Origin of the sequence: Caballeronia zhejiangensis (assembly GCF_000698575.1) — a bacterium.
Lineage (GTDB): Bacteria > Pseudomonadota > Gammaproteobacteria > Burkholderiales > Burkholderiaceae > Caballeronia > Caballeronia zhejiangensis.
Genome location: NZ_JFHD01000001.1, coordinates 699,255 through 720,643, shown reverse-complemented (window position 1 = coordinate 720,643; position 21,389 = coordinate 699,255). Strand labels below are relative to the sequence as shown.

The window sequence follows — 21,389 nt, the reverse complement described above, 5'->3', positions numbered from 1 at the left end:
GGGCATGTGCGTGCACGCAAAATGCTTGTTTTGCCGTAAGCTCTCGACGCCGCGCGGGCCGCCCGCCCACGACGCGACCGACCCGAACCCTTCCGATGACCCAAACGCCCGATCCCGAAGCCCGCCGCCTCGCCACGCTGGCGCGCTACCACACGCTCTTCAACGCGATCGATGACGGCTTTTGCATCATCGAATTCATCGATGGCCCGCACGGACCGCTCAGCGATTATCTGCACGTCGAGGCCAATCCGGGATACGAGCGGCACTCGGGCATTCGCGACATCGTCGGCAAGACCTTGCGCGAGATCGATCCGACCGATGCCGACGGCTGGGTCGAAATCTACGGCGACGTTCTGCGCACCGGCGCGACCGCGCGTTTCGAGCGCTACTTTCTGTCGGCGGGGCGGCATATCGAGGTGTCGGCGTCGCGCGTCGAACCGCCCAGCCTGCGGCAAGTGTCGATCCTCTTTCGCGACATCTCCGCGCGCAAGAAAGCGGAGGAGGAACGCGATCGCGCGATCGCGTCGCTGCGCGCGTTCAACGAAACGCTGGAGCAGCGCGTCGCCGAGCGCACGGCGGAATTGATGCGCGCGGAAGAACAACTCCGTCAGGCGCAGAAGATGGAAGCGGTCGGTCAGTTGACGGGCGGCCTCGCGCACGACTTCAACAATCTGCTGGCGGGCGTGTCGGGCTCGCTGCAGTTGCTCGGCATTCGGCTGAGCCAAGGACGGATCGCGGAGGTCGACAAATACGTCGTCGCGGCGCAAGGCGCGGTGCGGCGCGCGGCGGCGCTGACGCATCGGCTGCTGGCGTTTTCGCGGCGGCAAACGCTCGATCCGCGTCCCACGGACGTCAACGCGCTCGTCAACGGCATGACCGAACTGATCCAGCGCACGGTCGGCCCGGGCATCAAGGTGGAGTCTGTCGGCGCGACGGGCCTGTGGCCCGCGCTCGTCGATTCGGGACAACTGGAAAACGCGCTGCTCAACCTGTGCATCAATGCACGAGACGCGATGCCCGATGGCGGGCGCATCACCATCGAAACGGCCAACAAGTGGATCGACCACCGCGCGGCCCAAAGCCACGACATGCCCGAAGGCCAGTTCCTGTCGCTGTGCGTGACGGATACCGGCACCGGCATGACGCCCGATGTCATCGCGAATGCGTTCGATCCGTTCTTCACGACCAAGCCGATCGGCATGGGCACGGGCCTCGGTCTATCGATGATCTACGGCTTCGCGAAGCAATCGGGCGGCCAGGTTCGGATCTATTCCGAAGTCGGGCAGGGCACGACGGTCTGCATCTATCTGCCGCGCTTCTATGGCGGTGTCGATGACGATGCCGCCGATCAATCCGCATCGCCGATCTCGGGCGCGGAGTCGGGCGAAACCGTGCTCGTCGTCGACGATGAACCGAGCGTTCGCATGCTTATCGTCGATGTGCTGGAAGAGGCCGGCTACGCGGTGATCGAAGCCGCCGACAGCATCGCGGGCCTCAAGCTGTTGCAGTCGAATGTGCGGATCGATCTGCTCATCAGCGATGTCGGCTTGCCCGGCGGCATGAACGGACGCCAGATGGCCGATGCGGCGCGCGAGGCGCGTCCCGATCTGAAAGTGCTCTTCATCACCGGCTATGCGGAGAATTCGGTGATCGGCAATGGACGCCTGGAGCCCGGCATGCAAGTGCTGACCAAGCCGTTCGCGATCGAAACGCTGGCCGCGCGCGTGCGCCAGCTCGTCGACGAGTAAGGACGCCCGCGCGCTACTGCGCCTCGCCGCCCGCCATCGACTCGATGATGCTCTCGAGTTGCGCGCTCATCGGCATGTCGAGGCTTTTTCCCGACGGCAGACGTTGCAGGAACCAGCGCTTGTATTGACGCTCGATTTCGCCATCGGCGGCGAGGTTCTGGAACGTATCCTTCACGACTTGCGCAAGCTGGGGATCGTCCCTGCGATACATGATGCCGTACGGGTCATACGACAGATAATCGCCGATCACCTGATACGCGCCGCCCTTCGCCGCGTTCTCCGCGATGAGGCCGTAGAGCAGCACGTCGTCGGTGGCGAAGGCATCGGCCTCGCCGTTCGCGACGCGCGCGAAGCCTTCCGCGTGATCCGGCACGATCTGCAACTGCAGGCCGAGCGCGAACTTCCGGTCGAGATCGCGCAGCGCCTTCTCGTTCGTCGTGCCTGCCGTCACCGCGACCTTCTTGCCCGCGAGATCGCGAAACGAGCGGATCGGCGACCCTTTCCTGACCATCACCTTGGTGCCGGCCACGAAGAAGATCGGCGAAAAGGCCACGCGTTTCTGCCGCTCGACGTTGCTCGTGGTCGAGCCGCATTCGAGATCGACACGGCCATCGACGACCGCTTCGATGCGATTCTCCGGCGTCACGGGCACCCACCGGATGTTCAGGTTCTTATGCACCGCATTGCCGATCGCGGCGACGATCGACTTGCAGAGTTCGATCGAATAGCCGATCGGCTCCTTGCGCGCGTTCAGATACGAGAACGGCACTGAGGCATCGCGATAGCCGATCGCGATCGTGCCCGTGTCGCGCGCCTTGGCGAGCGTGCCGGTCAGCGTCGCGGGCGCGTAGGCGTCGTTGTCGGGCGGCGGTGTCTGCACGTCGTCGGCCGCGCGCGCGTTCGGAGCGATCGCGATCAGGCTGGCCGCAGCCAGCGCCGACCAGAAGCGCTGCGTCTTCATGGCTCGCCTCCGTCAGACCTGCGCGGGATGCGCGAGCGACGCGTCCTGTTCGGCCTCGATGCGCGCCGCATTCTTCGCCGCCTCCGATTCCGTCAGCAGCTCGCCTTCCCACTTCGCGACGACCGCGCTCGCGATCGAATTGCCGACGGCGTTGGTCGCCGAGCGCCCCATGTCGAGGAAGGTATCGACGCCGAGGATCAGCAGCAGTCCCGCCTCGGGAATGTTGAAGTGATTGAGCGTGGCCGCGATCACGACCAGCGACGCGCGCGGCACGCCGGCCATGCCTTTGGATGTCAGCATGAGGATCAGCAGCATCGTGATCTGCGTGCTGATCGGCAGATGAATGCCGTACGCCTGCGCGATGAAGAGCGTCGCGAACGTGCAATACATCATCGAGCCGTCGAGGTTGAAGGAGTAGCCCATCGGCATCACGAAGCTGGAGATCTTGCGCTTCACGCCGAAACGATCGAGCGCGTCGAGGATCTTCGGATACGCGGCCTCCGAGCTCGCGGTCGCGAACGAAAGCATGAACGCTTCCTTGATGAGCGACAGCAGCTTGAACACGCGCCGCCGCAGAAACAGGAAGCCCGCGAGCACGAGCAGGCCCCACAGCAGAAAGAGGCTGATATAAAAGTCGGCCATGAAGACCGCGAACTTCAGAAGGATCGTCAGCCCGTTGACCGCGACGGTCGCGGCCATCGCGGCGAGCACGGCTAGCGGCGCGAGCTTCATCACGTAGCCGGTGATCTTGAGCATGACGTGCGACAGCTGATCGATCGCGGCGAGCAGGATCTTGCCGCGTTCGCCGAGCGCGGCGAGCGCGACGCCGAAGAACATCGAGAACACGACGATCTGCAGGATCTCGTTGTTGGTCATCGCTTCGGCAAACGAGCGCGGCACCATGTGACTGACGAAGTCTTTCAGCGTGAACTTCGATGTCGCGAGATTCGCCGATGCGCCGATGTCGGGAAGCGGCAAGCCGAGGTTATCGCCGGGCTTGAGCAAGTTCGACATCACGAGGCCGAGCAGCAGCGAAATGAGCGACGCGGTGAGGAACCAGCCGAGCGCCTTGGCGAACACGCGTCCGACCGAGGCGGCGTCGCCCATGTGCGCGATGCCGACGACCAGTGTGGAGAACACGAGCGGCCCGATCAGCATCTTGATGAGGCGCAGGAACACGTCGGACACGAGGGAGATGTAGCCGGCGATCTCCGTGGCGGTTTTCTTGTCGGGAAAGCTCGTGAAGATCATGTAGCCAACCACTATGCCGATGACCATCGCGCCGAGAATCCAGATGGCTGCGGAGTTCTTCTTCATGTCCAGGCCTCCATTGACTGCATATCGAACGAATGCAATGGCGAATTTCGGATGGATCAGGCGATGCAAAAACGAACGCGGCGCCGCTCAGTATAGAGCGGCGCCGCGGCGTGTGTCCGCGAACACTCGAAATGTTAGCGGCGTAGTTCCATCTTTGCCGGAACTCAGCCCGGCGTGCGCTCCGAAACCGCTTCGCGGCGCGCGTTGTAGGACGGCGCGCTGCCGTCGTCGGGCAGCGTCGAGCTTTGCGCCGCCGCGAGCAGTCTTTCGACGGACGGGCCCATCGCGTCCGTGAAGGTCTTCGGATGCACGCCGATACCCAGCACCAGCACGGCCATCGCGCCGAACAGCACGAGTTCGCGCTTGCCGAGATCGCGCAGACCGGCGACGCGCTCGTTCTTCACCGCGCCGAAAATCACACGCTTGACCATCCACAGCGTATAGGCCGCGCTCAGGATCAGCGACGTGGCCGCAGCCGCGCCGATCCAGAAGTTCAGGCGGATCGCGCCCATCAACACTAGAAACTCGCCGACGAAACCCGAGGTGCCCGGCAGGCCGACATTGGCCATCGCGAACAGCATCGCGCAGACCGCGAAGCGGGGCATCGTGTTGGCGACGCCGCCGTAGGCATCGATCGAGCCATTTTTCGTGCGCTCGACGAGCACGCCGGTGCACAGCAGCATCGCGCCGGACACGATGCCGTACGACAGCATCTGCACGACCGCGCCTTCGGTGCCGAGGCGGTCGAAGGTAAAGAGGCCGAGCGTCACGAGACCCATGTGCGCGACTGCCGAGTAGGCAAGCAGCTTGCGCATGTCCGTCTGCGCGAGCGCGACGAGGCTGCCGTAGATCACCGCGACGAGCGACAGCGCGATCATCGCCGGGGCGAAGAAGTGCGATGCGTCGGGCACGATCGGCAACACGTAGCGCAACATGCCGTAGCCGCCGATCTTCAGCATGCCGAGCAGCACCGCCGCGCCCGTCGGGCCTTCCGAGTTCACGTCGGGCAGCCACGTATGGACGGGCCACATCGGCACCTTGACCGAAAAGGCCGCGAGGAAGCAGACGAAGACGACGATCTGCGGCGTGAAGCCGAGCTTCAGGTTGCGCCATGCGTCGATATCGAAGGTATGCGCCTGCGTCCACAGATAAACGAGCGCGGCCAGCATTGCAAGCGAGCCGAGCAGCGAGAAAAAGAAGAAGCGAATCGCCGCGTACACGCGCCGCTCGCCGCCCCACGTGCCGATCAGCAGATACAGCGGAATCAGCGAAGCCTCGAAGAACACGAAGAACAGCATGCCATCCAGCGACGCGAACACGCCCTGCATGCAGCCCGACAGCACGAGGAACGCGCCGTAGTATTGCGCGACCTGCTTCGTGACCGAGCGCCACGACGCGACGAAGATGATGAGCGTGGTGACGGCCGTCAGCACCGTGAACCACAGCGAAATGCCGTCGACGCCCAGATGGTACGAAATGCCGAACTGCGGCAGCCACTCGACGCGCTCGACGAACTGCATCGCACTGGACGACGCGTCGAAGCGGGAGAGCAGCGGCACGACGGGCAACAGGCTGAGAATCGCGCCGAACAGGGCGACGGCGCGCGAGAGCGTCGCGGATGCGCTGAACGTCAGCACGAAGATGCCCGACACCACTGGAATCCAGATAAGAAAACTGAGAACTGACGGCAGATGCATAGCTCGGTCGAAATCGGGCGCAAAGCACGGCCAGCACGCGAAGAAACGTGCTCGCTGGAAAGGCGCTGACAGTGGAATGTAAGGCAGGACGAGTGCGCGGAGGCTTGAATCCGGCGCGCAGCCCGAATGACTTAGGCGTATTCCTAAGGGTTAACGAGGATAACTCAAAAGAATAGTTTTTTGTGCATTGCGGCGTATCAAATTCATTGCGCCGAACGGCCTTGACTTTTTTACCGATTCCGGCTCGGCGGCACGTCGACGTGAATGAATCGTTCGTTCGCTTCGGGCTTGCCCTGATTTGCCGGAAGCCGCGTGGCCCTTAGCCTAGAACGCAAGGAAGGAGACAAGCATGAAGAAAACATTCAAGGCCGTCGTCTTTGCGCTCGTCGCGTATCTCGTCGCCGATCGCGCCATGCTCCACGCGCAGGGACGCGACCTGGCCGCGTCGTCGTGCGTGCAGAGCGCGGCGCAGATCGAATTCGACGCCCTGAGCAAGGGCTTCAGCCACGCCGCCGCGAGCAGCCAGCGCGACGCGTTCCGGTCGCAATGCCTCGTGTCGGGCCGCGCCGAGTCCGGCACGGCCGTCGCAATGCGCTGAAACGGCGTCAGTTCAGCTTCACGGTAGGCCGCACGCGCTCGCGCAGCCATTGGCTCGCGGCGTACATCAGCGCCCGCTTGACGCCCGTCAGCCCCATGATGTGCCGGCGATACAGATGCCGGTAGCACGACGCCGCGAACCATCCGTCGATGAACAGCGGCCGGCGCAGCAACTCGCTCATCAGCGCGCCCGCCGCGCCTGCGCGTCCGAAGGAGACGAGCGTGCCCTGATCGCGGTACGCGAAGAGCGGCACGGCGCGTTCGTCGAGGCGGCGCGCGAGGGCATCGGCGAGATAGACGGCCTGCTGAAACGCGGCCTGCGCGCGCGGCGGCACAAGCGCGTCGCCTTTCGCTGCGGCGCACGCGGCGCAGTCGCCCATCGCGTAGATGCCTGAGCCGGGTTCGACCTGCAAGGTTGCATCGACGATCACCTGTCCCAGCCGGTTCAGCGGCAATCCTTCCAGCGTGCGCAACACCGGCGCGCCTTCCACGCCCGCGGCCCAGATCGTGATGTCGCTTGTGAGCGTTTCGCCATCCGCGGTCGATACGGCGTGCTCGTCCACCGAACGCACGCGGCAACCCAGCCGCACTTCCACGCCGAGCTTGGCGAGCACGTCCTGAGCGCGCGTCGAAATGCGTTCGGGCAGCGCGGGCAGCACGCGCGGCGCGCCTTCCAGCAGACGAATGCGGATGTCGCTGGCCGGGTCGATCGACGCGAGGTGATACTCGCGCAGCATTTCCGCCGATCCGCGCAGCGCGGCGGCCAGTTCGACGCCCGTCGCGCCGCCGCCGATCACCGTCACCGAAACCGGCGTGCGCGCCGCGCCGGGCGTCGCCTGCCGCGCATGACTCGAACGCAGAAGGCTCGACAAAAGACGCCGCCGGAACGTTTCCGCCTGCTCCACCGTTTCGAGCGTCAGCGCATGCTGCGCCGCGCCGGGAATCGAGAAGAAGTTCGTCACGCTGCCGAGCGCGAGCACGAGCGAATCGAAGGCGAGCGTTCGCTTCGGCAGGAGCGGACGTCCGTCGATATCGGTCGTCTCGTCGATGACGATCTCGCGGCGTCCACGATCGATGTTCGCGAGCGCGCCCTGCTCGAAGCGAAAGTGATTCCACTTCGCGTGCGCGGCGTAATCGATCTGATGACTCGATGCATCGATCTGTCCCGACGCGACTTCATGCAGAAGCGGCTTCCAGAAGTGCGTCGGAAAGCGGTCGATGAGGATCACCTCGGCGCGCCGCCGCTTGCCGACGCTATTGCCGAGACGCGTCGCGAGTTCCAGCCCCGCGGCGCCGCCGCCGACGATCACGATGCGATGAGGCGAATCGACCTGCCGTTGCGCGTAAGGATTCAACATCATGGCTCTCCCGGAAGTGCTGTGTGGATGCTTGACGACCTCGTTGGGAAAAATATAAGGTCCCGAAAACATATGCGCTATTTAGTATTTATCGCCGACTCATAAGTTTTCACTAATGTTAAAGACCACGACCTTCCGTCAGTTGCGCACGCTGCAGACCGTCGCGCGCGTGGGCAGCATCTCGGGCGCCGCCGATGAACTGCATCTCACGCAGCCGGCGGTCTCGTTGCAAATCTCGTTGCTCGGCGAAGCCGCGGGCACGCCGCTTTTGCGCCGCGTCGGCCGCGAAGTGCAGCTCACGGCTGCGGGCGAAGTAATGGCGCGTTACGCGAACGAAATCCTGAGCCTTTGGAACGAAGCGGGCGAAGAAGTGGCGGCGTTGCGCGGCGAACTGGGCGGCACGTTGCGCATCGGTGCGATCACGACGGCGGAATATCTCGTGCCGCCGCTGCTCGTGCGCTTCACGAAGGAGCGGCCCGGCGTGAAGCTGCAGTTTCGCATCGGCAATCGCGATGACATCGTCCGCATGCTCGCGACGAATGAAATCGATCTCGCGATCATGGGACGGCAGCCGCGCGAACTGCGCACGAGCGCCGCCGCATTCGCGAAGCATCCGATGGCGTTCGTCGCCGCGCCTTCGCATCCGCTGATGCGCGCGAAGCGCCTGCGTCTGACCGATCTCGAATCGGCGAATCTGCTCGTCAGAGAGCGCGGCTCGGGCACGCGCGTCGCGATCGAAGGGCTGTTCAAGGAAGCGGGTCTGAAGCTGCATGCCGCGTCCGAGTTATCGAGCAATGAAGCGATCAAGCAGCTCGTCGAAGCGGGACTCGGCGTGGCGTTTCTTTCGCTGCACGCGTGCGCGCTCGAAATGCAGGCGGGCTTGCTCGCGACGCTTCCCGTGCCTTCGACGCCGATCGAGCGCGCTTGGCATGTCGTGCATATGTCGGAGCGACGCCTGCCTCAGGTCGCCAATGCGTTCAGGGAATTCTTGATTCAGTCGGGAGCGGCCGTCGCGGGCCTGACTGCGCCGCCGGAAACGCACAAGCTGCGTTCGACGCGCAGAGAGAAGAAAACAGAAGTCGTTGCGGATGCAACTGGTGCCCAGGTCGGGACTCGAACCCGAACGCCTCGCGGCGCTACCCCCTCAAGATAGTGCGTCTACCAATTCCGCCACCTGGGCAAGGGGACCGAATTGTAGCGGGAAAATCGGGAAATGCGAAGGGCTTCGATCATCGCGTGCATCGTCGCGACGCTACTACAATATTCGGCAAAGCAACGGTCTCGTCCGATTCGCCTGAATAATCACATCGGTTCGCCCATACGGGAGCGTCCATGTTCGGCAACAGCTTGCGTTTCGAAGTGGGACCCGACTGGCAAGTCAACGTCGCCACCGATAGCTGGCTCATCGCGACGCTTCTCGTGATCGCCATGCTGCTGGCGATTTTCCTCGCGAGCGTCATCTGCTACTACCTGACGCGCTGGATCATGCTCGTGATCGTCAACCGGCTCGCACGCAAGGAAGGGCGCAAGTGGCTGATCGCGGCGGAGCGACATCGCGTGTTTCATCGGCTTGCGCCGCTCGTGCCTGCCGCTATCGTCTATGCCGCGGCGCCGTTGCTCACGGGGCTCACGTTTCCGGTGATCCCGGCGCTCGGTAAGCCGCTCGCCATACTCGCGGCCTGCTACATGGTCTACACGATGGTGCGCGCGGCGCTTGCATTGCGCGACAGCATCGACGAGCGCTATAGCCACTTTCCTTCGGCGAGCGAGCGGCCCATCAAGAGCTTTCTGCAGATCGCCACGATCGTCGTGTATCTCGTCGCGCTCATCGCGGTCGTTTCGCTGCTGCTCGAGCGTTCGCCCGTTTATCTGCTCACCGGTCTCTCCGCGATCACGGCGCTGCTCATCATCATTTTTCGCGACTCGCTGCTCGGCTTCGTCGCCAGCATCCAGCTCGCCGCGTACGACATGCTGCGCGTGGGCGACTGGATCGAAGTGCCCGGATATGTAGCCGATGGCATCGTCATCGATATTGCCTTGAACACGATCAAGGTGCGCAACTTCGACAACACCGTCGTCATGTTGCCGAGCCAACTGCTGCTGACGAACAGCGTGAAGAACTGGCGCGGCATGGTCGCGTCGGGCGCGCGACGCTTGCGGCATGCGATTCACTTCGACGTGGACACGATCCGCTATCCCGACGACGCGTTGCTCGCGCAATTGCACGCAGCGATAGAACAGCCGCTCGTGACCGTCGAAGGCGAGCGCCGCACGAACCTCGGTTTGTATCGGCACTATCTCAGCGGATATTTGCGCGCGCACCCGGCCGTGCGTCGCGACATGCCGCTCGTGATTCGCCACGTCCAGTCCACGACGGCGGTCGTGGCACTGGAGATCTGCGTGTTCATCGACGAGATTCGCTGGGAGCGCTACGAGGCGTTGCTATCGGACATGCTCGATCACGCTTATGGCGTCGTGCCGTTTTTCGGCCTGCGCTGCTGGCAGCGCGAGCGTTCGGTGTCCGCGCCCTCAGGAAGGTGATCGAACCATGCTTGCGTGATCGGCGCGGTGCTTGGGCACCGCTTTCAGCGGCGCGAGCACGCGACGAGCATCCTCGAGTTCCTTCCTCATCTCGTCGATGAGCCATTGCGCCACCGCGCGCGTACTCTCCGACGGATTCGACGAGCGATGTTCGAGCACGTAATTGCAGCCCGTTTCGATGTATCGGTCCCACGCGGGAATGACCTTGCCCTCGTTCAACGGCGCCGCGATCGCGAGCAGCCAGCCGAGCACGACGCCTTGTCCGAGCATCGCGCATTGCACGGCGAGTCCGGGATCGGTGTGATGCACCGCTTCGCCGATGCCCTTGTCGGACAGCCCCGTCGCACGATGAAAATCCGCCCAGGAAAGCGTGGTCACGTCGAGATGAATATAGGCGTGACCTTCGATGCTCGCCGGCGTATCGAGCGGGCCGAATTCGGCGCGATAGTTCGGACTACAGACAGGGACGATGATCTCCGGACAAAGAAGAAGCGGTTCCTTCTCCGAACCCGGACCATGCAGCCGGATGCCGAGGTCCGCATCTTCGAGCGGTCCGTAGAGCCGCCCGGCCATCACTTGCAAGCGCAGATTGATGGAAGGAAACGCGCGGCGAAACCCCGCATAACGCGGCAAGAGCCACAACGCGGCGAAGCCGCTCGCGAGCGACAGCGTGACGATCTCGCCTTGCGCATGATCGCGCTTGAGTTCATCGATGGTATCGCCGATCTGCCCGAAACCCGATGCAACGGCGCGCTGCAATGTTGCGCCGCGATCGGTCAGGGTAAGCCCTAGCTTCGTGCGATCGAAGAGCCTGAAGCCGAGCGCGTCTTCGAGACGCGCCACCATGCGGCTCACGGCGACGGGCGTCACGTTGAGTTCGCCGGCCGCCTTGGTGAAACTCAAGAGCCGCGCGGATGTTTCGAAGACGAGCAGTGCCTGAAGGGACGGAAGTCGCAGACTCATACAACACCATGTTAAGGGGCGTGCATCCATTTGTAATTTGACGGCGCATATTGACCTCCTTACCTTGAGTCCGACGCTTACTTCTTCTCGCAGGCCATGACCACTGCTTCGTCGGACCCGTTGCTTCAGCCCTTTGCCCTCAGGCATCTCGTACTCAGAAACCGTGTGATGAGCACGAGTCACGCGAGCCGTCTCACGCGTGATGAATTCCCTCAGGAGGTTTATCAACGGTATCACGAGGAAAAGGCGAAAGGGGGTATCGCGCTGACGATGTTCGGCGGCTCGTCGAACGTCAGTCTCGACAGTCCCAATACGTTCCAGCAGATCAACGTCTCGACCGATGCCGTGGTGCCGCATCTGCGGCGCTTTTCCGATCGCGTCCATACGCACGGCGCAGCGCTCATGTGCCAGATCACACATCTCGGGCGGCGCGGCGATGCATACACGGAACCGTGGCTGCCGATGATCGCGCCATCGGCCGTGCGCGAAACGCTGCATCGGGCGATGCCGCAGGCTATCCACGATGCCGACATCAAACGCGTGATCCGCGACTTCGGCCTTGCGGCGAAGCGCTGCCGCGATGGCGGTCTGGACGGCATCGAAACGCATGCGGGCGGGCATCTCATCGGCCAGTTCATGGACCCGACCGTGAACCTGCGCACCGATAAATACGGCGGTTCGACGGCGAATCGCGTGCGCTTCGCAATCGAGGTTCACGAAGAAATACGCAAGCAGGTGGGCGACGATTTCATCGTCGGCTTTCGCTTCGCGCTCGAAGACGGATGCAGCTTCGAGGAAGGGCTGGAGATGTCGCGCATCCTGCAGAGCACGGGTCTGTTCGATTTCTTCAACGTCACGTTCGGGCGCATGGACACGAAGATGTCGCTCGCGGTCAACTCGATGCCGGGCATGTTCGTGCCGTCTGCACCGTGGCTGCCCAAAGCGGCCGCGTTCAAGCGCGCGGTCGATCTGCCCGTCTTCCACGCAGCGAAGATCGCCGATCTCGCCACGGCGCGTTATGCGATACGCGAAGGTCTGCTCGACATGGTCGGCATGACGCGCGCGCATATCGCGGAGCCGCATCTCGTGAAGCTCGTCGAAGCAGGCAAGGAGGATGAAGCGAGGCCGTGCGTCGGCGCATCGTTCTGCCGCAACTTTCGCGCGACGTGCATTCATAACCCGGCGACGTCGCGCGAGACGTATCTCACGCATGACATACCGGAGGCCGAGCAGAAGAAGCGCGTGCTCATCGTCGGCGCGGGACCTGCGGGCCTCGAAGCCGCGCGCATCTGCGCGACGCGCGGCCATGACGTCACCGTGCTCGAGGCGAACTCGGAGGCGGGCGGACAGACGTTGCTCGCGGCGACGGGAAGCTGGCGGCGCGATCTTATCGGCATCGTCGACTGGCGCGTGGCGCAACTCGACAAGCTCGCTGTCGATGTGCGCTACAACCACTACGCCGAGTTGAGCGACGTGCTCGATCATGGCGCGGATGTGGTCATCGTCGCGACGGGCGGCCTGCCGAATCTCGATGCGTTGCCGGGCGGCGAGCTCTGCAAGTCCGTCTTCGATGCGCTCACCGAAACGCCGCCGCGCGAAGGCAGCGTGCTCGTCTACGACGGCACGGGCCGGCATAACGCGTATCTCTGCGCCGAGCGTTATGTCGATGCGGGCCTTGCTGTATCGCTCGCGCTCATCGACAGCGTGCCCGCGCAGGAAACCGGCGGACGCGGCGACGATCAGGTCTGGATGCGCAATATCGCGCGCTGGGATGTGCCGGTCCGCACGAACATCGAATTGATCGAAGTGAGCGCGACCGATGGCGGCAGGCGCCGCGCCGTGTTCCGTCATCATCTGACGAACGAGCTCGTCGAGATGGAAGCGGATCATGTCGTGGTCGAGCGCGGCATGCTCGCGGTCGAGGATCTCTTCGAAGCGGCGCGCATGTATTCGGCCAATGACGGCTACACCGATCTCGAAGCATTCGCGACAGGCAAGCCGCAACCCGAAGCGAAGGAACGCGAGGAAGGACAGTTCCACTTGTACCGCATCGGCGATGCCAGCGCGTCGCGCGATATCCATACGGCCATCTATGACGCCTATCGGCTTTGCATGGCGCTGTGAAGGCAGGTTGCATCTCATCCGTTGAAACGACAATGAACGAGCGAGGCTCACATGACATTGCCGAAGGACTTCGTAGTTGCCGATCCGAGCCGCCGCAAGGCGATCAAAACGCTTGCCGCGGCGGGTGCGGCGACGCTGATCTTGCCGGGCGCATCGTCGCTTGCATTCGCCGCGAACGAGCCCGCGCCGCAACGCGGCGGACGCATCCGCGTGGCGCTCGCGAATCAGTCGTTGATGGACTCGCTCGATCCCGCGAAGGGAACGCATACCGGCGATTACGCTCGCGCGTACATGTTCTATAGCGGCCTCACCGAACTCGACGCCGACTTCAAGACGCAGAACGCGCTCGCGGAGAAGCTCGAATCGGACGACTTCACGACATGGACCGTCACACTGCGGCCCAACGTGCATTTCCACGACGGCAAGCCGCTGACATCCGACGATGTCGTGTTCTCGTTGATGCGCCACAAGGACCCGGCGACCGGCTCGAAAGCGAAATCGATAGCGGATGGCATCAGCTCGGTGAAGGCGGCGGGACCGTTGAAAGTCGAGATCACGCTGACCGAGCCGAACGTCGATCTTCCCGCGCTGCTCGCGATTCCGCATCTCGTGATTGTCGCCGCGAACACGACCGATTTTTCGAAGGGCAACGGCACGGGACCGTTCACATGCAAGGAGTTCACGCCGGCGCAACGCTGCATCGGCGCGCGCAATGCGAACTTCTGGAAGCCGGGGCGTCCGTATCTGGATGAAGTGGAGATCATCGGCATCGGCGATGATGCAGCGCGCACCAATGCGCTGCTCGCGGGCGATGTGCAGCTCATCTCGCCACTGCCCGCGCGCGATGTCGACCGCGTGAAGCAGACCGGCAAGGTGACCGTGCTCGAAAGTCCGTCGCAACTCTATTCCGATCTCGCGCTGCGGCAGGACATGCTGCCGACGAAGAGCGCGGACTTCAACGAAGGCATCAAGTATCTGCATGATCGCCAGCGCATCGTGAACGTGATGTTGCGCGGACACGGCACGCTCGCGAACGATCATCCGGTGCCCGAGTGGCATCCATACTTCATGAAGGGATTGCCTCAGCGCACGTTCGATCCGGACAAGGCGCAGTTCCACTTCAAGAAGGCCGGCACGCCGGGCGCGCGTGCGGAGATCATCGCGCCGCCATCCGTCGAGACCGCGCTCGATTCCGCGATGCTGATCCAGCAGGCGGCGAAACAGGCGGGCGTCGACATCAACGTGCGCCGCGTGCCCGCCGATGGTTACTGGACGACCTACTGGATGAAGTATCCGATGACCTACGGCTCGATCCTGCCGCGCCCGACGCTCGATCTGCTGTACACGCAGTTCTTTCGCTCGAACGCGAACTGGAACGAGTCCGGCTGGAAGAACGAGCAGTTCGATCAACTGTTGATACAGGCGCGCCGCGAACGCGACGAAGCGAAGCGCAAGCAGATGTACGGCGACATGCAGACCATCGTCTACGAGAAGAACAGTCTCGTGATTCCGGCCTTCATCAACTTCATCGACGCGCAAAGCTCGAACTTGCGCGGCTTGAAGGGGACGCCGTCAGGACGCGTGATGGGCTATCGGTTCGCGGAGTTCGCGTGGCTCGCGAAGGCGTGACGATCGATTACCACACGGCCTGGCTCGTCAGCGCAAATTGCGTGAACGTCGCATCGGTGGATGGCTTGCCGTTGAGCGCCATCTGCTCGATGGTATCGACGAGCGGCAGGCCGAGTCCTTCCAGCCACGAGGAAAGGCCGTAACGCAAGGGCGTATCGATGCGCACGAACATGCCCGCGTTCAGCGCGAGCCAATAGCTGATCAGCGCTTTGGCGCGGCTCTGGTCCGCCGACTCGGGCGCGACGACCGGGCCGATCACGTGACCATCGCCGAAACGTCGGAAGAGCGCGAAGCCGATCAGTTCGCCATCGCGATCGAGTGCGATGCCGCTCGCGACATCGAGCAATTGCGGCATGAGTTCCGTGCGATCCAGCCCGCTTGCGCGCGATGCCAGCGCGGCAAGACGCGGCGTATCCTTCGCGCCGATCGGACGGAGCCGTTCGCCCGGCGGCAGCGAAACGAGCGGCGGCTGAAAGGCCGCGCCCTGATGTTGATGAATGGTGTCGATGGTTTCGAAGCCGCGTTCCACGCAAAGCGGCTTGCCTTCGTTCGATGCGTGGATCAGCAGCATGCGCGGACCGAGCTTCGCACGCAGGCGGTCGAGCAGTCCGCGCCCGATGCCGCGCCGCTGATGTTCCGGCGACACGATGAACATGCCGAGCGTCGCCGCATCCGCGCCGAACTGAAACGCGAGCGCCGTACCGACGAGCGCACCGTTCTGATCGACCGCCGCGAAGCCGCTGCCGATACGCGCCGCGAAACGCCAATCGTCCGCGCGATGCCGCCATTTCACGGACGCGGACAACGCGTGCGCTGCAGGAAGGTCGTCGAGCGTGAAAGCCCGGTATTCGACCACTTCGTTATTGTTCGAGTCAGGCACGCGGCCTCCTCAGTTTGAAGACATTTACCGTGACTTTGACACCGCGCAGCGCGCATGGCTAGGACGATCTTCCTGTCCCGGACGGCGCGAGATTCCGCCGCGTGGTGCAACGCAAAACCGCAGGTTATCGCGGCAAGAACGCGCGCGCTGTGCTGAATCGGCAATTTTGTCGGCGAAATATGCCGGCGCGCTGGCCCTACGATGGAGTCATGTCAACGCAACATGCCGAGGAGGACTCACGCATATGGACCGGTTCGATCCTGCCAGCATCGTCATCAGAAGCGGGCACTTCATCGGCGGCGAACTGATCGATGCGGGCGCGTCGCGTATCGAGGTAACGCGTCCGTCGGATGGCGTCGCGTATGCCTCGGTGCCCGTCGCCGATGACGCGATGATCGACTACGCGGTGCAGAACGCCTACAGCGCGTTCAAGAAGAGCGACTGGGCCCGCCGCGCACCACGCGAGCGCGCACGCGTGCTGCGCAAGTTCGCCGATCTCGTCGCTGCCGACGCTGCGAATCTCGCGCCGCTCGAAGCGATCGGCTCGACGCGGCCGGTGCGCGACGCATACAACTGGGACGTGCCGTTCACCGCCGAGAGCATCCGCTTCTATGCGGAGCTTGCCGACAAGATCGGCGGCGATGTTGCGGCAACGGATCATCGACATCTCGGCATGACGATCGCGGAGCCGTATGGCGTGATCGGCGCGATTGCTCCGTGGAACTTTCCGCTCGTGATGGGCATATGGAAGACCGCGCCCGCGCTCGCGGCGGGCAACGCGGTCGTGCTGAAGCCTTCGGAGATGACGCCGTTCAGCGCGTTGCGTCTCGCCGAGCTCGCGCTCGAAGCGGGCGTGCCGCCGGGCATCTTCAACGTCGTTCAGGGCGATGGCCGCACCACCGGCGATGCGCTCGTGCGTCATCCCCGCATCGGCAAAGTGACGTTCACCGGATCGACGCACACCGGCGCCGCGATCATGGCCGCATGCGCGCAAAGCGGCACGAAGCCGGTCACGCTGGAACTGGGCGGCAAGAGCCCGCAGATCGTGTTCGCCGACGCACCGCGCATCGATGAGGTCGCACGTCGCATCGCGGGCGCCATCACGGGGAATGCGGGGCAAGTGTGCGTCGCGGGATCGAGGCTGCTCGTGCAGCGCGGCATCGCCGAAGAACTGACGGATCGCATCGCGCAAGCATTCGGCGAACTGAAAGCGGGCGCGACCTGGGCCGCGGGCACGACCTTGCCGCCGATCATTTCGGAGCCGCAGGCGCAGCGCATCGATGCGATCGTTCAGCGCAGCATCGCGAACGGCGCGACCGTGCGTTGCGGCGGAAAGCGTGCCGATGCCGCGACGCCCGGCGCGTTCTATTCGCCAACGTTGCTGTGCGACGTCACGCAGGAGAGCGACGCCGTGCGCAATGAAATCTTCGGCCCGGTGCTCACCGTGCAGTCGTTCGACACCGAAGAAGAAGCGTTGGAACTCGCAGCGCATCCGGACTACGGCCTTGCTGCGGGCGTGCATACCGCGGACATCGGTCGCGCGTTGCGCATGGTACGCGGCATCGAAGCGGGCACGGTATGGGTGAATCGCTATGGACGTACCAGCGATTTCGTGATTCCGACGGGCGGCTACAAGCGCTCGGGCATTGGCAAGGATCTCGGACGGCAGGCTTACGAAGCGAATCTGCGCTTCAAGAGCGTGCTCATCGATACGGAAGTCTGAAGCGCACGATCGTTCCAAACGTGCGCCGCATTTTCTGCTGTGGCGACGCCTCAAAACGCATGACTTGTATCGTCGCGAGGCACGCATTCAACGCCATCAGTCATTTTTGCCTTGTTTAAATTTTATCGACACTTCGCTGTTTCTTGTTTCAACCAACACACGACAGGACTGACATCATGATCGATTTCGAGCCGAAGTACATCACGTTCGACTGCTACGGCACGCTGACGAAATTCCGCATGGCCGACATGACCCGCGAGATGTACGCAGACCGCCTGCAGGGCGACGACCTCGAACAATTCGTCAAGTTCTTCGCGGGCTATCGCCGCGACGAAGTGCTCGGCGCGTGGAAGCCGTATCGCGACGTGATCGTCAATTCGGTGCGCCGCGCGTGCGAGCGCATGAACGTCGAATTCAACGAAGCCGAAGCCGAAAAATACTGCCTCGCCGTGCCGACGTGGGGCCCGCATCCGGATGTGCCGGAAGGTCTCTCGCGTCTCGCGAAGAAGTACAAGCTCGTGATTCTGTCGAACGCATCGGACGATCAGATTCAGAGCAACGTCGACAAGCTCGGCGCGCCGTTTCATCGCGTGTTCACGGCGCAGCAGGCGCAGTCGTACAAGCCGCGCATGCAGGGCTTCGAGTACATGTTCGACCAATTGAACTGCAATCCGGAAGACGTGCTGCATGTGTCGTCGAGCCTGCGCTACGACCTGATGACCGCGCACGACATGGGCATCAAGCACAAGGCGTTCGTGAAGCGCGGCCACGAGCCGGGCACGCCGTACTACGAGTATTACGAAGTGGACACCATCGGCGATCTCGCCGGTCAACTCGGTCTGTAATCGAAGCCACTTCACGCGAGCAATGCCGATGAAACTCGACTCCTACTGGCTCGATACCGCGCCTTCGATCATCTCGACGTGCGAAGGCCCGGCGGATGGCCAGGCCGATGTCGCCGTGATCGGCGGCGGGTTCACCGGTTTGTCGGCGGCGCTCGCGTTGGCGAAGCGCGGCGCGTCGGTCGTCGTGCTCGATGCCGGGCGCATAGGCGGCGGCGCGTCGGGACGCAACGGCGGTCAATGCAATACGGGCGTCGCGCAGGATTATGCGGCGCTGCGCTCGCAACTCGGCGCGGAGCGCGCGCAAGGCTGTTATCGCGCGTATGCGGCGGCGGTGAGCACGGTCGAACGTTTGATCCGCGAAGAAAACATCGATTGCGACTATCTCGCGTCGGGCAAGCTGAAGCTCGCCGCGAAGCCGCATCATCTCGACCATATCGCGACGACCGCCGAGTTGATCCGGCGCGAAGTCGATCCGGATATCGATGTGCTCGATCGCGAGCAGGTCCGCAATGAAGTGCAGTCCGATGCCTTTCACGGCGGGCTGTTGCAACGTCACGGCGGACAGATGCATATGGGCAAGTTCGCCGTCGGCCTCGCGAATGCAGCGGCGAGGCAAGGCGCGCGTCTCTATGAGCACGCTGAAGTCACGGCGATCGCGAAGGAAGGCGGCGCCTATCGAATCGATTCGAAGCGCGGCACGTTGCGCGCAAGGCAAGTGCTGATCGCGACAGGGCCTTCGAAGCATGGACCGTTCGCGTGGTATCGGCGCAGGCTTGCACCGGTCGGCTCGTTCATCATCGTGACGGAGCCGCTGCCAGCGGAACAACTGAAGCAACTGTTGCCGCAGCGCCGCTCGTACACGACGAGCCGCCTGATGCACAACTATTTTCGCGTGACGCCCGATTCACGTTTGCTGCTCGGCGGCCGCGCGCGCTTCACCGCGTCGGAACGTCCATCGGACGCGAAGAGCGGACGCATTCTGCAGGCGAATCTCGCAGCTATTTTCCCGAGTCTCGCCAGTGCGCGCATCGACTATTGCTGGGGCGGTCTCGTCGATATCACCGCGGATCGCCTGCCACGCGCGGGCCAGCACGATGGCATCTATTTCTCGATGGGCTACAGCGGCCACGGCACGCAGATGTCGACGCACATGGGCCAGATCATGGCCGACGTGATGAACGGCAACGCCGATGCGAACCCGTGGCGCGATTTCGACTGGCCCGCGATTCCGGGCCATACGGGCAAGCCGTGGTTCCTGCCGCTCGTCGGCGCGTATTACTCGATCAAAGACGTTTTCTATTGAAGCATCGAAAGCAAAGACAGACGGCCTTCATCCAATAACCAAGCCGTCGAACATTCACAGTCCCTATCGCGGAGAAGTTCATGAGCATCGACAAATCGCCTGAAGCACTCGTTCACGCCGATGCCGGCAAACGCCTGGAAGAACTGACGCGCCGTGGCGCGTCCCGGCGCAATGTCCTTCGCGCGATGGCCGCGGGCGGACTCATGTCAATGACGGGCGCGGGTCTGCTCACCGCGAGCGGCGCGGCTTTCGCGCAGGACAAGCCGAAGCAGGGCGGACGCATTCGCGTGGCGACGCAGTCGTCGTCAGCCGCCGATACGCTCGATCCGGCGAAGGGCGCGCTCGGCACGGACTACGCGCGCGGCTTCATGTTCTACAGCGGCCTGACCGAACTCGACAATCATCTCGGCGCGAAGATGGCGCTCGCCGAATCGCTCGAAACGAAAGACGCGACCGTGTGGGTCGTGAAGCTGCGCAGCGGCGTGCAGTTCCACGATGGCAAATCGCTCGCGCCGCAGGACGTCATCTATTCGCTGATGCGCCATAAGGATCCGGCAGTCGGCTCGAAGGCGAAGACGCTCGCCGATCAGTTCAAGGAAATCAAGGCGACCGGCCCGAACGAGCTCACGATCACGCTGACGGGCGCGAACGCGGACCTGCCCGTGATTCTCGCGGACTCGCACTTCCTCATCATCAAGGACGGCACGACGGACTTCAAGACGGCGGTCGGCACGGGCCCGTTCAAGCTGAAGGAGTTCTCGCCGGGCGTGCGTACCGTCGGCGTGCGCAACGAGAAGTACTGGAAGCCGGGCATGCCGCATCTGGACGAAGTGGAGCTGATCGGCATCGCGGACGAACCCGCGCGCGTGAACGCGCTGATGTCCGGCGACGTGCAGCTCATCAATGCAGTGAGCGCGCGCTCGACCGAGCGGATCAAGGGCACGCCGGGCTTCGCGGTGCTGGAAACGAAGACGGGCCAGTACACCGATCTCATCATGCGCGACGATGGCGGCATCACCGGCAATGCGGATTTCCGCCGCGGCATGATGTACCTGATGGATCGCGAGCAGATGCGCAAGACGATCTTCCGCGGCTATGGCGCGATCGGCAACGATCAGCCTATCGATCCGAGCAACAAGTACTACATGTCGGGTCTGCCGCAACGCGGCTTCGATCCGGACAAAGCGAAGTTCCACTTCCAGAAGGCGAAGCTCGGCAGCACGCCGATCCAACTGTACGCATCGCCGGCGGCGGAAGGTTCCGTGGAGATGGCCGTGCTGATGCAGCAGGTCGCGCCGCAAGCGGGCATCAATCTGCAAGTGACGCGCGTGCCGGCGGATGGTTACTGGTCGAATCACTGGATGAAGCATCCGCTCGGCTTCGGCAACATCAACGCGCGCCCGAGTGCGGACGTGATCTTCACGCAGTTCTTCAAATCCGATGCGCCATGGAACGAAGCGAACTGGAAGAGCCCGCAGTTCGACCAGATGCTCGTCGCCGCGCGTGGCGAACCGGACGATGCGAAGCGCAAGAAGATTTACGGCGACATGCAGGAGCTCGTGCATACGGACGGCGGCATCGGCATTCCGATGTTCCAGAGTTCGCTCGACGCGCATACGACGAAGCTGAAGGGCTTGGGCGGCATTCCGCTCGCGGGCCTGATGGGCTGGATGTTCGCGGAGAACGTGTGGCTCGAGGCATGA

15 protein-coding genes, 1 tRNA gene and 1 pseudogene are annotated in these 21,389 nt (G+C 63.4%); 10 read left to right on the top strand and 7 right to left on the bottom strand.

Annotation, left to right across the window (positions count from 1 at the left end):
* Positions 1 to 95: 95 nt before the first annotated feature.
* Positions 96 to 1,748: an ATP-binding protein gene (locus tag BG60_RS03265; RefSeq protein ID WP_008347018.1), complete on the top strand. Its 1,653-nt coding sequence runs from the start codon at positions 96 to 98 to the stop codon at positions 1,746 to 1,748.
* Between the two features lie 13 nt (positions 1,749 to 1,761).
* Here BG60_RS03265 and BG60_RS03260 read toward each other — a convergent pair whose 3' ends face one another.
* The 3 genes from BG60_RS03260 to BG60_RS03250 all read right to left on the bottom strand — a co-directional run bounded on the left by BG60_RS03260 (position 1,762) and on the right by BG60_RS03250 (position 5,723).
* Positions 1,762 to 2,709: an amino acid ABC transporter substrate-binding protein gene (locus BG60_RS03260; protein ID WP_008347016.1), complete on the bottom strand. Its 948-nt coding sequence runs from the start codon at positions 2,707 to 2,709 to the stop codon at positions 1,762 to 1,764.
* 12 nt (positions 2,710 to 2,721) lie between these two features.
* On the bottom strand, positions 2,722 to 4,026 hold the full coding sequence (locus BG60_RS03255) for a dicarboxylate/amino acid:cation symporter (RefSeq protein WP_008347015.1): 1,305 nt from the start codon (positions 4,024 to 4,026) through the stop codon (positions 2,722 to 2,724).
* 164 nt (positions 4,027 to 4,190) lie between these two features.
* Positions 4,191 to 5,723 carry a complex I subunit 4 family protein gene (locus BG60_RS03250; RefSeq protein WP_033536446.1) on the bottom strand — a complete coding sequence of 511 codons (1,533 nt, stop codon included), beginning with the start codon at positions 5,721 to 5,723 and terminating at the stop codon, positions 4,191 to 4,193.
* 349 nt (positions 5,724 to 6,072) lie between these two features.
* Here BG60_RS03250 and BG60_RS03245 point away from each other — a divergent pair, with 349 nt between their 5' ends.
* Positions 6,073 to 6,321 carry a hypothetical protein gene (locus BG60_RS03245; RefSeq protein ID WP_008347012.1) on the top strand — a complete coding sequence of 83 codons (249 nt, stop codon included), beginning with the start codon at positions 6,073 to 6,075 and terminating at the stop codon, positions 6,319 to 6,321.
* A gap of 7 nt (positions 6,322 to 6,328) precedes the next feature.
* On the opposite strand, the gene BG60_RS03240 is transcribed toward BG60_RS03245, so the two are convergent.
* The gene (locus BG60_RS03240) at positions 6,329 to 7,681 is read right to left on the bottom strand and encodes an NAD(P)/FAD-dependent oxidoreductase (protein WP_008347009.1); all 1,353 of its coding nucleotides are present in this window, start codon (positions 7,679 to 7,681) and stop codon (positions 6,329 to 6,331) included.
* Between the two features lie 112 nt (positions 7,682 to 7,793).
* Here BG60_RS03240 and BG60_RS36250 point away from each other — a divergent pair.
* Positions 7,794 to 8,723: pseudogene (locus tag BG60_RS36250) on the top strand (LysR family transcriptional regulator); the annotation flags it as partial.
* Positions 8,724 to 8,773: 50 nt separating this feature from the next.
* On the opposite strand, the gene BG60_RS03230 reads toward BG60_RS36250, so the two are convergent.
* Positions 8,774 to 8,858: transfer RNA gene (locus BG60_RS03230), tRNA-Leu, on the bottom strand.
* 152 nt (positions 8,859 to 9,010) lie between these two features.
* Here BG60_RS03230 and BG60_RS03225 point away from each other — a divergent pair.
* Positions 9,011 to 10,219: a mechanosensitive ion channel family protein gene (locus BG60_RS03225; RefSeq protein ID WP_034470218.1), complete on the top strand. Its 1,209-nt coding sequence runs from the start codon at positions 9,011 to 9,013 to the stop codon at positions 10,217 to 10,219.
* On the opposite strand, the gene BG60_RS03220 is transcribed toward BG60_RS03225, so the two are convergent.
* A complete protein-coding gene (locus tag BG60_RS03220) occupies positions 10,208 to 11,182 on the bottom strand; it encodes a LysR family transcriptional regulator (protein ID WP_008347005.1) in 975 nt (324 codons plus the stop codon). The two genes, BG60_RS03225 and BG60_RS03220, sit on opposite strands and share 12 nt — an antisense overlap.
* Positions 11,183 to 11,278: 96 nt before the next feature.
* Here BG60_RS03220 and BG60_RS03215 point away from each other — a divergent pair, with 96 nt between their 5' ends.
* Positions 11,279 to 13,306: an FAD-dependent oxidoreductase gene (locus BG60_RS03215; RefSeq protein WP_034470216.1), complete on the top strand. Its 2,028-nt coding sequence runs from the start codon at positions 11,279 to 11,281 to the stop codon at positions 13,304 to 13,306.
* A gap of 51 nt (positions 13,307 to 13,357) precedes the next feature.
* Positions 13,358 to 14,935 carry an ABC transporter substrate-binding protein gene (locus BG60_RS03210; RefSeq protein ID WP_008347001.1) on the top strand — a complete coding sequence of 526 codons (1,578 nt, stop codon included), beginning with the start codon at positions 13,358 to 13,360 and terminating at the stop codon, positions 14,933 to 14,935.
* Between the two features lie 7 nt (positions 14,936 to 14,942).
* Here BG60_RS03210 and BG60_RS03205 read toward each other — a convergent pair whose 3' ends face one another.
* On the bottom strand, positions 14,943 to 15,815 hold the full coding sequence (locus BG60_RS03205) for a GNAT family N-acetyltransferase (protein WP_008346999.1): 873 nt from the start codon (positions 15,813 to 15,815) through the stop codon (positions 14,943 to 14,945).
* 244 nt (positions 15,816 to 16,059) lie between these two features.
* Between BG60_RS03205 and BG60_RS03200 the strand changes: the two genes are divergently transcribed.
* The 4 genes from BG60_RS03200 (at position 16,060) to BG60_RS03185 (ending at position 21,389) form a co-directional block, all read left to right on the top strand.
* Complete coding sequence (locus tag BG60_RS03200) at positions 16,060 to 17,538, top strand: aldehyde dehydrogenase family protein (protein ID WP_034470214.1); 1,479 nt, start codon at positions 16,060 to 16,062, stop codon at positions 17,536 to 17,538.
* 176 nt (positions 17,539 to 17,714) lie between these two features.
* Complete coding sequence (locus tag BG60_RS03195) at positions 17,715 to 18,383, top strand: haloacid dehalogenase type II (RefSeq protein WP_034470212.1); 669 nt, start codon at positions 17,715 to 17,717, stop codon at positions 18,381 to 18,383.
* 28 nt (positions 18,384 to 18,411) lie between these two features.
* Positions 18,412 to 19,686 (top strand): NAD(P)/FAD-dependent oxidoreductase, encoded by a 1,275-nt coding sequence (locus BG60_RS03190; RefSeq protein WP_008346993.1) that lies wholly within the window; start codon positions 18,412 to 18,414, stop codon positions 19,684 to 19,686.
* Positions 19,687 to 19,766: 80 nt separating this feature from the next.
* Positions 19,767 to 21,389, top strand: coding sequence for an ABC transporter substrate-binding protein (locus tag BG60_RS03185; protein WP_008346991.1), 1,623 nt, complete (start codon positions 19,767 to 19,769; stop codon positions 21,387 to 21,389).

Coding starts and splice junctions, on each gene's coding strand:
- BG60_RS03265 (WP_008347018.1), top strand. CDS start 96: ATGACCCAAACGCCCGATCCCGAAGCCCGCCGCCTCGCCACGCTGGCG.
- BG60_RS03260 (WP_008347016.1), bottom strand. CDS start 2,709: ATGAAGACGCAGCGCTTCTGGTCGGCGCTGGCTGCGGCCAGCCTGATC.
- BG60_RS03255 (WP_008347015.1), bottom strand. CDS start 4,026: ATGAAGAAGAACTCCGCAGCCATCTGGATTCTCGGCGCGATGGTCATC.
- BG60_RS03250 (WP_033536446.1), bottom strand. CDS start 5,723: ATGCATCTGCCGTCAGTTCTCAGTTTTCTTATCTGGATTCCAGTGGTG.
- BG60_RS03245 (WP_008347012.1), top strand. CDS start 6,073: ATGAAGAAAACATTCAAGGCCGTCGTCTTTGCGCTCGTCGCGTATCTC.
- BG60_RS03240 (WP_008347009.1), bottom strand. CDS start 7,681: ATGATGTTGAATCCTTACGCGCAACGGCAGGTCGATTCGCCTCATCGC.
- BG60_RS03225 (WP_034470218.1), top strand. CDS start 9,011: ATGTTCGGCAACAGCTTGCGTTTCGAAGTGGGACCCGACTGGCAAGTC.
- BG60_RS03220 (WP_008347005.1), bottom strand. CDS start 11,182: ATGAGTCTGCGACTTCCGTCCCTTCAGGCACTGCTCGTCTTCGAAACA.
- BG60_RS03215 (WP_034470216.1), top strand. CDS start 11,279: ATGACCACTGCTTCGTCGGACCCGTTGCTTCAGCCCTTTGCCCTCAGG.
- BG60_RS03210 (WP_008347001.1), top strand. CDS start 13,358: ATGACATTGCCGAAGGACTTCGTAGTTGCCGATCCGAGCCGCCGCAAG.
- BG60_RS03200 (WP_034470214.1), top strand. CDS start 16,060: ATGGACCGGTTCGATCCTGCCAGCATCGTCATCAGAAGCGGGCACTTC.
- BG60_RS03195 (WP_034470212.1), top strand. CDS start 17,715: ATGATCGATTTCGAGCCGAAGTACATCACGTTCGACTGCTACGGCACG.
- BG60_RS03190 (WP_008346993.1), top strand. CDS start 18,412: ATGAAACTCGACTCCTACTGGCTCGATACCGCGCCTTCGATCATCTCG.
- BG60_RS03185 (WP_008346991.1), top strand. CDS start 19,767: ATGAGCATCGACAAATCGCCTGAAGCACTCGTTCACGCCGATGCCGGC.